At 39.7% G+C, this 14,393-nt stretch carries 15 protein-coding genes and 1 other RNA gene; 9 read left to right on the forward strand and 7 right to left on the reverse strand.

Annotated features, from left to right (window positions below; translation table 11 throughout):
• Positions 1 to 111: 111 nt before the first annotated feature.
• On the reverse strand, positions 112 to 552 hold the full coding sequence (locus tag ACFSFW_RS18530; protein ID WP_304214718.1) for an OsmC family protein: 441 nt from the start codon (positions 550 to 552) through the stop codon (positions 112 to 114).
• Positions 553 to 686: 134 nt separating this feature from the next.
• Positions 687 to 870: non-coding RNA, 6S RNA (ssrS, locus tag ACFSFW_RS18535), on the reverse strand.
• A gap of 118 nt (positions 871 to 988) precedes the next feature.
• Here ssrS and ACFSFW_RS18540 point away from each other — a divergent pair.
• The gene (locus ACFSFW_RS18540; RefSeq protein WP_388040426.1) at positions 989 to 1,918 is read left to right on the forward strand and encodes an alpha/beta hydrolase; all 930 of its coding nucleotides are present in this window, start codon (positions 989 to 991) and stop codon (positions 1,916 to 1,918) included.
• A gap of 88 nt (positions 1,919 to 2,006) precedes the next feature.
• Here the strand turns inward: ACFSFW_RS18540 and ACFSFW_RS18545 are convergent, their stop codons facing one another.
• The 3 genes from ACFSFW_RS18545 to ACFSFW_RS18555 form a co-directional block, all read right to left on the reverse strand.
• Complete coding sequence (locus ACFSFW_RS18545) at positions 2,007 to 2,105, reverse strand: YjcZ family sporulation protein (RefSeq protein WP_304214714.1); 99 nt, start codon at positions 2,103 to 2,105, stop codon at positions 2,007 to 2,009.
• 154 nt (positions 2,106 to 2,259) lie between these two features.
• Complete coding sequence (locus tag ACFSFW_RS18550; protein WP_388040428.1) at positions 2,260 to 3,132, reverse strand: sulfite exporter TauE/SafE family protein; 873 nt, start codon at positions 3,130 to 3,132, stop codon at positions 2,260 to 2,262.
• 104 nt (positions 3,133 to 3,236) lie between these two features.
• Positions 3,237 to 4,136 (reverse strand): RluA family pseudouridine synthase, encoded by a 900-nt coding sequence (locus ACFSFW_RS18555; protein ID WP_388040430.1) that lies wholly within the window; start codon positions 4,134 to 4,136, stop codon positions 3,237 to 3,239.
• A 180-nt stretch (positions 4,137 to 4,316) separates the two neighbouring features.
• Between ACFSFW_RS18555 and ACFSFW_RS18560 the strand changes: the two genes are divergently transcribed.
• Positions 4,317 to 4,718: a DUF5365 family protein gene (locus tag ACFSFW_RS18560; protein WP_388040432.1), complete on the forward strand. Its 402-nt coding sequence runs from the start codon at positions 4,317 to 4,319 to the stop codon at positions 4,716 to 4,718.
• 189 nt (positions 4,719 to 4,907) lie between these two features.
• Here ACFSFW_RS18560 and ACFSFW_RS18565 read toward each other — a convergent pair whose 3' ends face one another.
• Positions 4,908 to 5,387 carry a thioredoxin family protein gene (locus ACFSFW_RS18565; RefSeq protein WP_388040434.1) on the reverse strand — a complete coding sequence of 160 codons (480 nt, stop codon included), beginning with the start codon at positions 5,385 to 5,387 and terminating at the stop codon, positions 4,908 to 4,910.
• A gap of 3 nt (positions 5,388 to 5,390) precedes the next feature.
• A complete protein-coding gene (locus tag ACFSFW_RS18570) occupies positions 5,391 to 5,831 on the reverse strand; it encodes a disulfide oxidoreductase (RefSeq protein ID WP_099353308.1) in 441 nt (146 codons plus the stop codon).
• 186 nt (positions 5,832 to 6,017) lie between these two features.
• On the opposite strand from ACFSFW_RS18570, the gene ACFSFW_RS18575 reads away from it, so the two are divergent.
• From ACFSFW_RS18575 to ACFSFW_RS18605, 7 genes are all read left to right on the forward strand, one after another.
• Positions 6,018 to 6,674: an HAD family hydrolase gene (locus ACFSFW_RS18575; protein ID WP_388040436.1), complete on the forward strand. Its 657-nt coding sequence runs from the start codon at positions 6,018 to 6,020 to the stop codon at positions 6,672 to 6,674.
• Between the two features lie 306 nt (positions 6,675 to 6,980).
• A complete protein-coding gene (locus ACFSFW_RS18580; protein ID WP_304214702.1) occupies positions 6,981 to 7,424 on the forward strand; it encodes a RidA family protein in 444 nt (147 codons plus the stop codon).
• A gap of 229 nt (positions 7,425 to 7,653) precedes the next feature.
• On the forward strand, positions 7,654 to 9,234 hold the full coding sequence (locus ACFSFW_RS18585; protein WP_304214700.1) for a BCCT family transporter: 1,581 nt from the start codon (positions 7,654 to 7,656) through the stop codon (positions 9,232 to 9,234).
• A gap of 47 nt (positions 9,235 to 9,281) precedes the next feature.
• A complete protein-coding gene (locus ACFSFW_RS18590; protein ID WP_304214698.1) occupies positions 9,282 to 10,994 on the forward strand; it encodes a hypothetical protein in 1,713 nt (570 codons plus the stop codon).
• Positions 10,991 to 12,007 carry a membrane dipeptidase gene (locus ACFSFW_RS18595; protein ID WP_304214697.1) on the forward strand — a complete coding sequence of 339 codons (1,017 nt, stop codon included), beginning with the start codon at positions 10,991 to 10,993 and terminating at the stop codon, positions 12,005 to 12,007. The genes ACFSFW_RS18590 and ACFSFW_RS18595 overlap by 4 nt, the downstream gene beginning before the upstream one ends.
• Complete coding sequence (locus ACFSFW_RS18600) at positions 11,989 to 12,792, forward strand: hypothetical protein (protein ID WP_304214695.1); 804 nt, start codon at positions 11,989 to 11,991, stop codon at positions 12,790 to 12,792. Before ACFSFW_RS18595 ends, ACFSFW_RS18600 begins: the two co-directional genes overlap by 19 nt.
• 124 nt (positions 12,793 to 12,916) lie before the next feature.
• Positions 12,917 to 14,383, forward strand: coding sequence for an aldehyde dehydrogenase family protein (locus tag ACFSFW_RS18605; protein WP_388040439.1), 1,467 nt, complete (start codon positions 12,917 to 12,919; stop codon positions 14,381 to 14,383).
• Positions 14,384 to 14,393 lie beyond the last annotated feature (10 nt).

Genomic DNA, 14,393 nt, shown 5'->3' on the forward strand with positions numbered 1-14,393 from the left:
ATACTGTCACTATTCCAGAAATACTGTCACTCCATAATTTCAGACATAAATACCCCTTGTTAAAGTAACCACCAATTGGCAGCATCCTTAACAAGGGGTGTAACGAAACAACTAATTAACAACTTTAACAACAGGTTCAACGGTTACTTCAACATTTCCTTTCAACGTTTGTGAAATAAAGCAGGCTGTCTCTGCACGATGTGCAAGTTGAATTAATTTTTCTTGTAATTCTTCATCAGCTTGTTTCACATAAATAACGAGTTTATGAACAATCTTTTCAAAGACTAAGCGCTTTCCATTCTTTCCGACTGTTCCTTCCGTTTCAACATCGAGATGAGTGTATTCAATATCACGATTAGATAAGATAGCTGCAAGAGTTAGCATATAACAATTTGTAGCTGCTGCAATTAATAATTCTTCAGGATTTGCACCTTTACCAGGACCATCGAGTTGTTTTGGTGCTGAAACCACTGTATGTAGGCCGTCGGTGGTAATGGTACCTTCCCCGTTCCTATTACCAGTCCAAGTACCCTTTACTGTGAAAAGACTCATTTTTCTTCATTCCCCTCATCAATTTTCTCTACTCCTACTTCTATTATATGCACAAAAAATGGAAACAAGAAAGAGGTATAAAAGAGAAACAAAAAGCTGATTCCGCATTAAACGAAAATCAGCTTCATCACAAAGGGAATGCCACAATTGCCGTCCCCATATTGTTTCTCAACCTGCACTCTGACAGGTGGGTGTTTGCATAACCTGCTTCACCTTCCACTTAAGGAGATGGCATGGTGTTGCAGGTTAGTCTCTTAAACTCCCTAAAATTTAGTATTCGGTTAAAACAATACTAGGCAACTAACATTACAGCATCTGTTGTTTATGTCTTAATTTTACCGAACCCTCTACTAAATGAAAATAGGTGGTTGTTACCAAATCTATATCTATTTGCCTAGTTGATTTCATATAATAGATATAAAAGGAGGCTATATAGATGAGCTGTACGGATTTCACATTTTTAACGAATGATGGTGTCACGATATTTTATAAAAAGTGGGAAACTGAAAGTAATACAACACCAAAAGGAGTTATCCAAATTGCTCATGGGATGGCTGAGCATATTGAACGTTACGATTTATTTGCAGAAGCGTTAATACAGGAAGGATACGTCGTCTACGGAAACGACCATCGGGGCCATGGAAAAACGGGAAAAAATGCAAACCTGATGGGGTTTTTTGCAGAGGAAAATGGATTTGATCTAGTTGTTGAAGACATGCTTCAGTTAACAAATATCATTAAAAAGGATTATCCGAACAAGCCCATTTTTTTATTCGGACATAGTATGGGCTCATTCTTAACTCGGAGACACATACAAACGCATGGTGATCAATTAGCAGGTGTCATTCTATCGGGTACAGGTGGCAATCCTGGACTTATTGGGCAGATCGGAATGGGCATTGCAAAGCTTGAAATGAAGCGAAAAGGAAAGAGAACGAGTAGCTCACTTATGAATAAGCTTACGTTCGGTAGTTACAATAAAGCTTTTGCGCCTACTAGAACCGAGTTTGATTGGTTATCAAGAGATGATAGTGTAGTTGAAAAGTATATTGAAGATCCTCTATGTGGTGGAATTTTCACAGCAGGCTTTTTTTATGACCTCGTTAGTGGAGTAGCAAATGTAAATAAACATAGTGAGAATCATAAAATACCTAAAGACTTACCGATGTACTTTTTGTCAGGTGATCAAGATCCGGTTGGGAATTTTTCAAAGGGAATTCTCCAAGCTGCAGATATGTATATAAAATTAGGCATCGAGGACGTAACCGTGAAACTTTATGAAAATAGTAGGCATGAGATCTTAAATGAATTAAATAAAGAAGAAGTGTTTACGGATGTCATCAACTGGCTAGATAAGTATATATAAAAAAGGGTTTCAAAGGCATTCGCCTTTGAAACACCTTAATGAGGAGATAAGATAGGGATACGTGGTGGATACGCATAAAACCTACCGATTAGTAGCTCATAAATGAAGCTCCTACAATGACTAAAAGAATGAATAGAACTACGATTAACACAAAGTTGCTATTGTTTCCGCCTCCATCATAACCCATAAATAGCACCTCCTTCTTCGAGAGATACTATATTCTATGGAATTACAGCAGTTATGAAATGGACATACATGGAGAAGTCGAAAAAAGGGTTCTAACCTAGTTTTGTACATGTAAAAAAAAAAAACAACATCCTCTGGATAATAGGGATGTTGTTTTAACTAACTTCTTTTTCCTTAAGTCGTACCTTAAGAGTATGAAGTATGAAATGTAAAAGCATATAGAGGCAGTAGGAAAACAGTATTAGTAATCCAAGAAGGTCCATATTAAACAACTTCAATACTAAGCTCACCCCCGTAGCAATATACAAACCAGCTAAGAAGTGGCGAACCTGTTTATCCTCATACACATTTGTAACCCTTGCACCAAGCTGACCACCAATTAGTGCGCCAACGATAAGACTCCCGATAACACCGAAATCAAGTTCAACTGTAGATGCATATGTGGTAAAACCTGCTATTACAATCATTAATACACTTAATAAGCTTGTACCTACCGCATACTTTGGTTGAAAGGCGAGAACTCCAATCAATAAAGGAACAATTATAAACCCTCCGCCTACACCTAATACGGTAGAAATAAAACCTGCGAATAAGCCGATTAACACTATCTTCATATATGAAAATTTGGTTTTACTAATGGATTGTTCTTTATTTGACGAGCTACTCACAAGTATTGAAATTGAAAAATACAAAATTAGTGCAATATACATCAATGGAATTACAGTATTTTCTAGTTGATACTTTCCTAATAATAATACGAACGGATGCGCAAGCTGAGTGGCAATAATTCCACTTATCCCAATCACAATGGATGTTTCCCATTTAATATTGTTTAGGCGAAAATGTGCAACAACACCAGAAAGTGATGTCGCAACTGTATATAATAAGCTTGTAGCGATTGCTATAACCGGAGAAAATCCCATTAGAATTAATGTTGGGGTAAGAATAAATCCACCGCCGATACCAAAAAAGCCCGACATTACTCCAACACAAAGACCTAATATGAGGTAAATAAGTAAGTCCTGCAAAGGCAAACTCCTTTCCTTATTCACTTTGTGTCCAATATTATACAGGAAAAAAGTAATCCCTGCATGTGTACAAGACCCAATATCTGAAGATTTAGATGAATGAACTATGAAAAAATAAACGAGTTATCCAAAAAAGGTGCCTCACACATCATTGTCTCGTTTGTAAGAGGGTGCTGTAAGATAATTCTGGCTGCGTGAAGTGCTTGTCTTGGAACAATTGGTTGGCCACCATATATGGTATCTCCCACAAGTGGGTACCCTAGATGGCTCATATGAACGCGTATTTGATGAGTACGACCTGTTAACAGTTCAAGTTCCACCAATGTCATTTTTTGATTGACTAGTGTTTGAATCACGTTAAATTTTGTGATCGCCTTTTGTCCTGTCGGAGATACTCTTCTTCGGGTCGGATGATGTCGATCCCGACCAATCGAAGCATCTATTGTTCCTTTTTTTTGTTTGATAATTCCATGCACTAAAGCGACATAGGTCCGCTTAATTTCACGTTTTTCCAATCTCCGGTCTAAAATAGATGAAGCTAATTTATGTTTCGCAAAAATAACAGCGCCCGTTGTGTCACGATCAAGGCGGTGAATATGACGAACTTTTGTGTGAACACCGTTCGCTTGGAAATGGTAGGCAATTGCGTTAGCGAGTGTGCCAAGTTGACCTTCCTCATTTGGATGTGTATCCATTCCTGGTGGTTTATTCGCAATAAGGAGATGATCATCCTCATATAAAATTTGTAACTCAGCTACATATTCTGGTATCACTCCAAATTCCTCTTCAGGGAAAAGGTGAACTTGAAGTTTATCATTCTGTTTAAGAGGAGTGTTTAAATTCTTGGTTTCCCCATTAAGCTTTGTCCCTTTTTCCATACGTAATTGATGAAGCATTTGCTTCGGTATTGTCCATTCAGTCTTAAGAACGTCTTCAATGGTGATACCTTCCCAACTACTCGGAACAGTAACCTCAAACCATTCTCCAAATCGTTTTGTTAACATACAATCATCCTTTAGATTTTCTCTATCCTTATGTCATTTAAAGTATATCCAATCCAGGTAATGAATGAAAGAGAAAGGGTGGGTATAGAGGAAAGACTTACCGTACCAAAAACAAAGAATCCTATGTTATTCTAGTCTTATTACTATGGATACTATGGAGATATAAGGGTGGGTTTTACATTGAAAATTGTAGTAGCATCAACTCCTGAGCAGGAACATCATATTACGGAGCTAGTCGATTATATGTATTCTTCAATCTTTCCAGCCTACTTTGAAGATGAGTATATTACAAAACTCGAAAAGTGGAATGTGTTAGCACCAAAAGAAGAAGACGTCTACTATAACCGAACTTTGGATAAGGCTTTTAAAGTCATGTCAAGCCTTCAAGCAATTATTGCCGTTCTGGAAACAATTCGAGAAGAAGGCTGTCAAGAATATCACGGGGAAATCTTTGCAAAGAATGTGCAAATCTTAAATGATTATGGTTATTTGTTTCCTTTCACCATTGAAGAGTTTCAATGCGTGAGTAATCCAGACGTATTAAGTAAATATTCAAAGCCAGCAAATCAATATCTAGCTTAATACATAAAGGTAGTATTAGCCTTTACTCGAAAAGCGCAAGGCACCCGCCTATCGGCGACAAGCATAAGATGAGCGCTGACAGAAGGTGCTTTTTACCTTCCGAAGCGATTAGCTTATGACCTCGAGTCGATGGTGCCTGAAGCTAGACAAGGATGAAAAAATCCCTGCTCAGAGAGCAGGGATTTGCTTTTATTTTGAAGTTGCCAATGCACCTTCAAAGAAAGTTTTAAATTCGTTATGATCTGGATGATACCCAACGAGACGTGAAACTTCTTCACCATTTTCAAAGTGAATTAATGTAGGCGTAGACTCAATTCCGTATTTATTCCAACCTTCCTCAAATTCAAGAAGATTGTATTTCTTTAAATCAAGTCCCATTTCATCTACCATTGGAACGATGACCGGAGTTGTTTCCTGACAATGTGGACATGTTGGACTGTAAAAGTAAACAGTCATGGTTTCACCATTTTCTAACTTTGTTTCTAATTCTTCAGGTAAAATTTGATTTCCGTAGTTTGGATCGTTAAGCTGTTTAACTGTCGCAGGATCTAGCTTGTCCTTCCCATAAGGATTACCCTCGGATTGTTGTTTGTTTTGAGTAGTTGTTACAAAAGCAAGTGCTCCGAAAATAGCAACAATAATAACTGTAAAAATAATAACTTTTTTCAAGATTTATTTCCCTTCTTTCCATCTTTTTAGTGTTATAAAACTAGTTATTGCAATAATTGTAAAACCTATTAATGCTAAAAAAGGTATTGTTACAAAGCCAAACCAGTTAATGTATTGGCCTGTACATGGTACAACACCACATGCGAGTGAGTTCTCACCAACTGCAGGGATCTTTTGCACAAGATAATGGTAGATTGAAATTGAACCACCGATTAAAGACAGGATAAAGGTATAGAGTGCAATGTTATAGTTCTTTTTAAAAATAGCGATTCCTAAAATGATTACGAGAGGATACATAAAGATACGCTGGTACCAGCAAAGTTCACATGGTACGAATTTCTGTATTTCTGAAAAGTAAAGACTACCAAGCGTGGAAATTAATGCTGCAGCAAATGCAATAAATAAATACGTTTCTAGTACCTTTTCATTTGATTTAGAGTTCAATCGTCTCCCTCATTCCACATAAGTATACTCAAAATTATAGTATCACGGTAGGCGATTGTAAAATGTAAAATCTTGAAGTGAAGATATATTTGTGGACAATTTGTGACAAAGTCGACAGAGAGAAATGGACATTGCCTATTAATTCTTTATAATAGTAGGTGGATTAGATAGACAGGAGATGGTGAAGTGATAAAGGCAGTTATTTTTGATTTTGATGGCTTAATTTATGATACAGAAACCAATGAATATAATGTGTTAAATGAAATCTTTCAAGAGCATGGCTCCGAACTTCCAATGTCGGTGTGGGGCAAGGTGATAGGAACGCAAGCAGGATTCAATGCCCTTTCCTATTTAGAAGAGCAAATTGGGAAGAAAGTTGACCATGAGGAATTAACCAAGATACGAAGAGACCGATTCAATGAACGAATGAAGAATGAAGGTCCATTACCAGGCGTTGAGGAGTACCTTGCAGCCGCAAAGAAAGCCGGTTTGAAAATCGGTTTGGCCTCAAGCTCTACCTACGAATGGGTATCAAATCACTTAAAGAATCTTTGCTTATTCGATTATTTTGAATGCATTCGAACTTCTGATGATGTTGAAAAGGTAAAACCGGATCCGACCCTATATTTAGAGGCAGCAAAATGCTTAGGTGTTTCACCAGAGGAATGTCTAGTTTTTGAAGACTCTGCAAATGGTGCACTAGCAGCTAAACGTGCCGGAATGTATTGTGTCGTGATACCGAACCAAGTAACAAAGGATTTAGAATTCTGTGAAGTTGATCATCGCTTGGAGTCGATGGCCTTAGTAGAATTAACGCAATTAATTCGGAAAATTGAAAACTAATAGGGGGAGAAGATGTGGGGATCTTTGTTGACGAAATAGCGAATAAAAAGGGATGCTGTCATGGAATAGCATCCCTTTTAGATGTGGCGTAGAGGTCCCTCGTCCCAGGAAAAAAGTGGTGGGACACCGAATTTGTCCCTCCGTACCATAGCATCGGGACCAAGAGAACCGTCCCTGTGGACCCCCGTGACACCTTGACGGTAGAAGTTTAGATGTAGTAATATTTTATTAATCCCGTATATAGGTTTAAACTTCCGATATGCGGGTTTGGTTGTGATCTACATATTAAAAATAGGGGTGGTAAGTATGAATCCGGAACAACGTCTTCAGGAGTTAGGTTATGAATTGCCGGAAATGAGGGGTTCGGTTGGGAACTATGTTCTCTATGTACAAACTGGTAATCTACTTTTTCTATCGGGTAGTCTTTCGTATGACACAGTAGGTAAACTGGGAGATGAGGTGTCTGTTGAACAGGGGTATGAAGCCTCGAAACAAGCAGCTTTGGAGGCGCTTAGTAAAATAAAAAATGCGGTCGGAGATTTATCACGTGTGAAGAAGTTGGTGAAGGTGCTGGCCTTTATTAATTGTGCTTTGGATTTTAAGGATCAGGCAAAAGTGATGAACGGGGCTTCAGATTTGTTTGTCTCTGTGTTTGGAGAGGAAGTAGGTTCCCATGCACGTACGTCGATTGGAACAATTAATCCACGTGGCGCAGCAGTAGAACTGGAAATGGTAGTAGAAGTAGAATAAAATACAAAAAGGCAGAAACGACGTGTCGTTCTGCTTTTTTGTATTTTATTACGGAAGGAAGAACGTTACTAATCTAGTTTTCTATGCAAAACAAATTTTTAGAAAAAAATATTAATATTTAACATTGACAATAATTCGTCACTATTTTAAAATTTAATTAAATAACGGAATTATATTCCTATAAACGGAATTAACTAAAAGTCACATACTTTGTAAAGGGGGAAATTGGATGAAGAATAAGAAAATGATGTCGATGGTTGATTTACCGGTTTTTCTGATAAGTGGAGGTTCATTGCTCATATTTGTAATTGTGGGACTCATTAATCAGGACATTATAACGAATATTGTAAACGCTTCATTTGCTTTTTCTGTAAAGTATTTTGGGTCAATCTATCAATTTCTTATGTTAGGAACATTTGTCATTGCTCTGATATTAGGCTTTTCCAAATATGGGCGGATTCGATTAGGAAACTTAGACAAACCAGAGATTAGTAATTTTAAATGGATTTCCATTATTATGTGTACATTACTTGCAGGTGGGGGAGTTTTTTGGGCAGCTGCAGAACCGTTATATCATTTCTTAAGTGTTCCTCCTCATTTTGACGGTATTTCCCCTGGCACATCTGAGGCTGTTACACCTGCATTAGCAACTAGTTTTGTAGATTGGGGATTTTTAGCGTGGGCCATCCTCGGAACACTTGGTACTTTCGTGTTGATGTATGCGCACTATCATCGCGGTGCTCCACTTAAACCAAGAACATTTCTATACCCGATCTTTGGTGATAAAATTATGGAAAAGAGCGCACTAGGAACATTTGTGGATGCGTTTTCTGTAATCGCGGTTGCGGCAGGTACCATTGGTCCAATTGGTTTCCTAGGCCTGCAGGCAGGTTATGGTATAAACGCCTTGTTTGGCATACCAGACACTTTACTTGTTCATGTGATCATTATTATTTTACTAGTTGTAGTGGCTGCCATTTCCGCTGCAACCGGAATTCATAAAGGGATTCAAATATTAAGTAGTTACAATGTGATTTTGGCACTTGTACTTGTTGCTGCAATGCTATTACTTGGACCGGGGTTATTTATTTTTGATTCATATTTAGAATCATTTGGCATGTATGTACAAAACTTCATAACAATGAACACCTACCGTGGTGATAGTGCATGGCTGAGCGGATGGACCGTGTTTTTCTTTGCATGGTTCTTAGGGTATGGACCAATGATGGCTATTTTTGTCAGTCGTATTTCCCGAGGTCGGACCGTTCGTGAAATCGTAACAGCTGTTGCAGTAATCGCTCCTGTTGTAACCACATTTTGGTTTACTGTTGTAGGAGGGACTGGGATTTTTCAGGAACTAGCCAATCCAGGGTCTGTCTCTGAGGCCTTGAACAGTAACGGAGCACCAGCTGCCATGATTGCAATTACAGAACAATTACCATTTGGATTCATTTTCGGCGTTCTCTTCTTGCTGGCAACAATTGTTTTTGTTCTTACAACAACAGATTCGATGTCACTTACAATTTCAATGGCGATTACCGGAAGTGGTGATCCATCCAAATGGATAAGGGTATTTTGGGCAGTGCTGATGGGTGCGGTTGCTATCGTTTTACTGACGATTGGGGAAAGCAGTGTAAGTTCATTACAATCATTTATTGTGGTAACAGCTGTTCCGGTTTCGCTTCTTTTGTTAACGACGTTTTGGACGGCGCCGCGAGTTTGCAAGGAGCTTGCAATGGAACAGGGGATTGCCAGGCCTGAAACAAAGATAGACATGGTAAATGGGGTTAAACAAGATGAGGCTATTTGATAACGAGTTAATCTAAGTGTAAAAGTAGTGAAAGAGGTGAACATCTAATGACAGTTATTCATGAAAAACAAACATTGCGTCCGGCTTCTGAGGTAATGAAAGCGGAACGAATTGGTGCATTTCGACTTACGAGGTTAAGTTTTCTGCGCATTATGCTAAGACGTGTAATGCGAGAAAATTGGCAGATAGACCGTGCCGACTTTGAACTGGATGAAGAAGGTCATGGTCATGCCAAATATCGGATACAGACCTCGAAGCATGAATTCACATTTGTCGTCATTTCCACAAAAATTAGTGATGACGAAAGAAGCGATCGTGTTATCTCGAACAAATGGGATGTGACGTTCGCATTATGTGAAGGAAAGGTATCGGATGAAAAGCTTGAGCGTTTAAAGCAGGAATTACCAAAGCAGGAAGCTGGTCGCGGTGATGCAAATGACCTTGTCTGGTCGCGCGCAAATAAAAGTACACGTGTTTTCGATTATGTAATTGAATGTCTTATTTCAAAAAAGCAACCCGACCCAAGAATACTCAATGAGGTTGGCTATTTACTGCGAACAACGGCTGTATATGGAAATGGTAAATTCGGGATTGCACCCTATGAAAAAATAAAAGACAATCATCCATTCAGTGGATCATTTCAAGCCCAAATGTTCGCAGTATACATGCTACGCCATTTTAGCTTGGAGTTAGTGGAGCATATTGCAAAGAAGAAAAATCCGGAAGCGATTCGGCTCCATCCTGACGTGAAGCGTTTTATTGGAACGGGAAATGCAACAGGATTAGGGATGGTACCTTTTCTCATTTCTCATCCAAGATTGATACATCAATGGATTTTTGTTAGAGAACAAGCGATTGCTAGAGTAAAAGACATTCATCCATCACCAGACGATCTAAGATTACTAGTTAAATGGTTGGATCGTGTAGCAGATTACTTTGATGACTCAAAACAGTTGGACAGTGAATTTTTTGATAAGCCTGAGGATTTGGCGGAACAATGCAAGTACCTGAAAAGTGTTGTTTTAGAATATGTGGTAGGTGGCACATTAAACGGCCAACCGACGACCGATGTGTGGCATGACTTGGTACAGGTAGCTGTTGACACTGTTTCAATTGAAATGCAGGAATTATTGCACACACTACTGCTTGAATTGTATACGGATCATGTTACAGACCTAGAGCAGTGCATGAATGTGGATGAGACATATCAGATTGAACCACGAATGACTTTAGAAAAATTAAAAGCATTAATAGAACACCAGTATAATTGGGTATTTCAGTATGATTTTACAAATCCTGATGAGAACTATTATTTTTGGTACCGCTCAGAGGAAAAGGAAGAACCTCGCTTAGGAGTTCGTGGAGAAGATCCTGGGGAAGAATTGGAGATGCCGATTAACATTGCCCAACAGGTACAGGAACTCTACAAGGTTTTAGAAAAGGTACCGGCTGAAGAAAAGGTTGCTTCGTTTATCTTAAGACAGCCACAATATAAAGGCATTATTCAACGCATTCAATCTCTAGAAGGCTATGAATACGGGGAAATTCAAGCAAACCTATCAGGCAAACGGTTTCTGCCTCTTACCTTATTGCGATGTAAATTATCGTTTTTTGGAGCCGAGCGCTTCGATCCTAAGTCTAACCGCTGGGTACGTATTACCTTATTCCAGGGTGCACCGCTTGTCGAGGAAATTGGTAAACCATTCGCAGACAACTGGGTATTCCCATCATTACCAACAGTAGAAGGAGATAAGTCATGAAACAACAAGAAATGATTGTGATTGATGCTTTAGAACTTAGTAATTGGGATCGTAATTTTCTATATTTACTGCAAAAAGGCGGTGTAACATGTGTTCATGCCTGTTGCGGCTTGTGGGAAAATGCCCGCGAGACACTCAGTAAAGTCGGGGAATGGCATCGCTTCTTTAGGGAAAATGACGATCTTGTTATGCAGGTTTTTCAAGGTGAAGATATTTTAAAGGCAAAAAAAGAAGGTAAAATTGGAGTCATTCTAGGCGCACAAAATACGTCTGCTTTAGAGGATGAGCTGTCTCTTGTATCTGTTTTTAGCCAGCTGGGTGTGAAAGTCATGCAGTTAACGTACAATAACCAAAACTTGGTTGGGAGCAGCTGCTACGAAGAACGAGACTCAGGCCTATCCCGTTATGGTAAACTAGTAATACAGGAAATGAACCGAGTTGGAATGGTGGTGGATCTGTCACATGTGGGAACACAAACATCTCTTGATGCAATTGCCACATCTACCCGTCCGGTTGCGATTACCCATGCAAACCCTGACTGGATTTATCCAACGAAACGAAATAAATCAGAGGAAGTGCTTCGCGCTTTACGGGATTCTGGTGGTGTTCTCGGGGTGTGTGCCTATCCACATCTTATTAATGGGAAAGGAACAACACTGGAGGAATTTTGTGACATGATTGTTCGAACAGTCGATTTTATGGGGATTAATCAAGTTGGTCTTGGGACAGACTTGACTTTTAATATGTCTGTAGATTTCTTGCACTGGATGAGAAATGGACGCTGGACCCATGAAATGGACTATGGCGCCGGTTCCAAGGAAAATCCTTCATGGCCCGAGTGGCCGGTGTGGTTCAAGACACCAGCAGATTTTCCGAACATTGCCAGTGGCCTCACTAAAAAAGGCATGACAGATGAGGAAGTGGCGAAGGTGATGGGAGGCAACTGGTTACGTTTCTTTACGGATAGTTTTAAATCCGAAAAGGAGGCGAGGCAATGCGTGTATCCTATGTAGAATTATTCCAACATTGTAAAAAAGTTTTTTGCGCGGGTGGTACTCCGTACGGCTGTGCGGATGACGGTGCAGAGGTAGTCACGTGGAGTGAATTTATCGGACTCGAGGGGATGCACGTTTTACAGCAGGAGATCCTTGATAATCCGCACTCTCTTATGGAAGGTATTGAGCTAGTATCAGAAGAGAACGGGCTATATCGCTTTGACGGCAATGGGCAAAGCGCCATTATTTTAGGTAAAATGATGGCCGATTATGCCCTGAGTTTATCAGAAACAAATAAAACGGTACGGGTGTATATGCATAACACGACCCGTTCCCGCCTTCTCGCTAAACCTGCACATGACATCGCTACAAGAAATAGAGGGTGTATCATTCGTTATAAAACGATGGAAGGGAATCCGATGTGGATTCTGTCCACACCAGGAATGACCTTTCCGCTCCTTGTTGAAGGGGAAGTTGCAGAACGAATTCTACAGCAAAACCTTACGGCTGAGCTTGGTAAATATGAAACAACAAATCTAGCAAGCGATGGGTTTTGGCTGGTTTGTACAACCGAAATCGAGTTGATCACCTCTTGTATTAGAGAACTGCGACAGGAAGCATCGAAAGGCACGATTACACTTACGGAATCAACATATTTAAAAGCAAATTTTGAAAAAGCGTACCATAATGGGGCGAAAGTCGACCCAATCCTATGGAACAGTCTTAATGAGATAGGTCGACAAACGCTTGTAACAGCAACCGAACTATCTAGGTTGCGTGGTGCTGGTGAATTGGCTACTTAATAGAGTGTTTAAAAAGCTCGGAGAAAGTGACACATAGTGAGAGAAAACGATGTCCTTTCTTCCTCTTTTTGAACATGAGCGAATAGAAATAGATTTAGAAATAAAGTTGAGGAGGACTTTTCTTATGACAACGACAACAACAGAAACTTTAAAAAACTATGTGAACGGTGAATGGGTACAACCATCTGGTACAGATTTAATAGAAGGTTTGAATCCTGCCAATACAAAGGAAGTAGTTTCTTCCTTCTATCAATCTACTTCTGAGGATGTAAAAAAGGCAATTGATTCAGCAACAGAGGCATTTCATGCATGGAAACGTGTTCCGGCTCCGCAACGAGGAGAATATCTATATAAGATTGCCGCTTTATTGGAAGATGAAAAGGAAGAACTCGCTAAAACAATTGTTCAAGAAGAAGGAAAAACCTATAATGATGCTGTGAAAGAAGTCATGTATGCAGCAGGAATTGTTAAATTTTATGCAGGTGAGTGTCGTCGACTAAAAGGGACTCTCATGGAGGCGGATATGCCGAACATCAAGATTGAAACAAAACCAGAGCCACTTGGTGTCGTTCTAATCGTTACACCATGGAATTTCCCACTATCGATTCCGGCTTGGAAAATGGCACCAGCGATTGCAAGCGGAAATACAGTTGTTCTGAAGCCTTCTTCAGAAACCCCTTTGACCGTGATGAAATTCATGGATATTATCCAGCGTGCTGGGGTACCAGCAGGTGTTGTCAATTATGTGATTGCACCAGGAAGGCTTGTTCCGGAAATGATTCAGCATCCGGCAGTAAAGGCTGTTACGTTTACTGGATCGAATTCTGTTGGGAAGAAGATTTATGCAGAAGCGGCAAAGGATATGAAGCGCTGCCTACTTGAGATGGGTGGGAAAAACCCTCTTATCATCATGGATGATGCGGATATCGATGAAGCGGTTCAGATAGCTCTTGCGGGTGCATTCGGTCAAACCGGTCAAGCGTGCACAGCAACAGGTAGAGTGATTGTCCATGAAAAGGTTGCTGCAGAATTCACGGAGAAGATTGTTGCGAAAACAAAGCAGCTAAAGGTAGGAAATGGCATGGAAGAAGGCATTGATATGGGACCGCAAGCCAATAAATCAGAACTTCAGTCCACGCTTGAGCTCATTCAAAGTGCAAGAGATGAGGGTGCAATCGTTCTTACTGGTGGCGGCGTTCCAGATGTGCCTGGCTTGGAAAACGGCTACTTTGTAGAACCAACCGTCATTACTGGTGTGATGCCTTCGATGACGATTTCAAAGCAAGAGGTATTCGGTCCAGTCATCAATATTATAGAAGTAAAGGATATTGATGAAGCAATTTCTGTTGCCAACGATGTCGATTATGGGTTGTCATCAGCAATTTGTACGAAAAACCTTGAGTATATGAATAAAGCACTTAATGAGATAGAAGCAGGAATCGTAAAAGTAAATATGACAACAACTGGTACGTTCTTCCAAGCGCCGTTTGGCGGATATAAGCAATCCAGTACAGGTACATTTAAAGAGCTGGGCAGTGAAGCAATGGAATTTTATTGCCAGTACAAAACACGATACATTAAAAGTAAATAACAGATTTAAG

The organism is Ferdinandcohnia salidurans (genome assembly GCF_042680725.1).
GTDB classification, from domain to species: Bacteria; Bacillota; Bacilli; order Bacillales; family Bacillaceae_L; genus Ferdinandcohnia; species Ferdinandcohnia salidurans.

Excerpts from the sequence above, each read along its gene's own strand:
- ACFSFW_RS18530 (WP_304214718.1), bottom strand. The coding sequence starts at position 552 with ATGAGTCTTTTCACAGTAAAGGGTACTTGGACTGGTAATAGGAACGGG.
- ACFSFW_RS18540 (WP_388040426.1), top strand. The coding sequence starts at position 989 with ATGAGCTGTACGGATTTCACATTTTTAACGAATGATGGTGTCACGATA.
- ACFSFW_RS18545 (WP_304214714.1), bottom strand. The coding sequence starts at position 2,105 with ATGGGTTATGATGGAGGCGGAAACAATAGCAACTTTGTGTTAATCGTA.
- ACFSFW_RS18555 (WP_388040430.1), bottom strand. The coding sequence starts at position 4,136 with ATGTTAACAAAACGATTTGGAGAATGGTTTGAGGTTACTGTTCCGAGT.
- ACFSFW_RS18580 (WP_304214702.1), top strand. The coding sequence starts at position 6,981 with ATGAATCCGGAACAACGTCTTCAGGAGTTAGGTTATGAATTGCCGGAA.
- ACFSFW_RS18585 (WP_304214700.1), top strand. The coding sequence starts at position 7,654 with ATGAAGAATAAGAAAATGATGTCGATGGTTGATTTACCGGTTTTTCTG.
- ACFSFW_RS18590 (WP_304214698.1), top strand. The coding sequence starts at position 9,282 with ATGACAGTTATTCATGAAAAACAAACATTGCGTCCGGCTTCTGAGGTA.
- ACFSFW_RS18595 (WP_304214697.1), top strand. The coding sequence starts at position 10,991 with ATGAAACAACAAGAAATGATTGTGATTGATGCTTTAGAACTTAGTAAT.
- ACFSFW_RS18600 (WP_304214695.1), top strand. The coding sequence starts at position 11,989 with ATGCGTGTATCCTATGTAGAATTATTCCAACATTGTAAAAAAGTTTTT.
- ACFSFW_RS18605 (WP_388040439.1), top strand. The coding sequence starts at position 12,917 with ATGACAACGACAACAACAGAAACTTTAAAAAACTATGTGAACGGTGAA.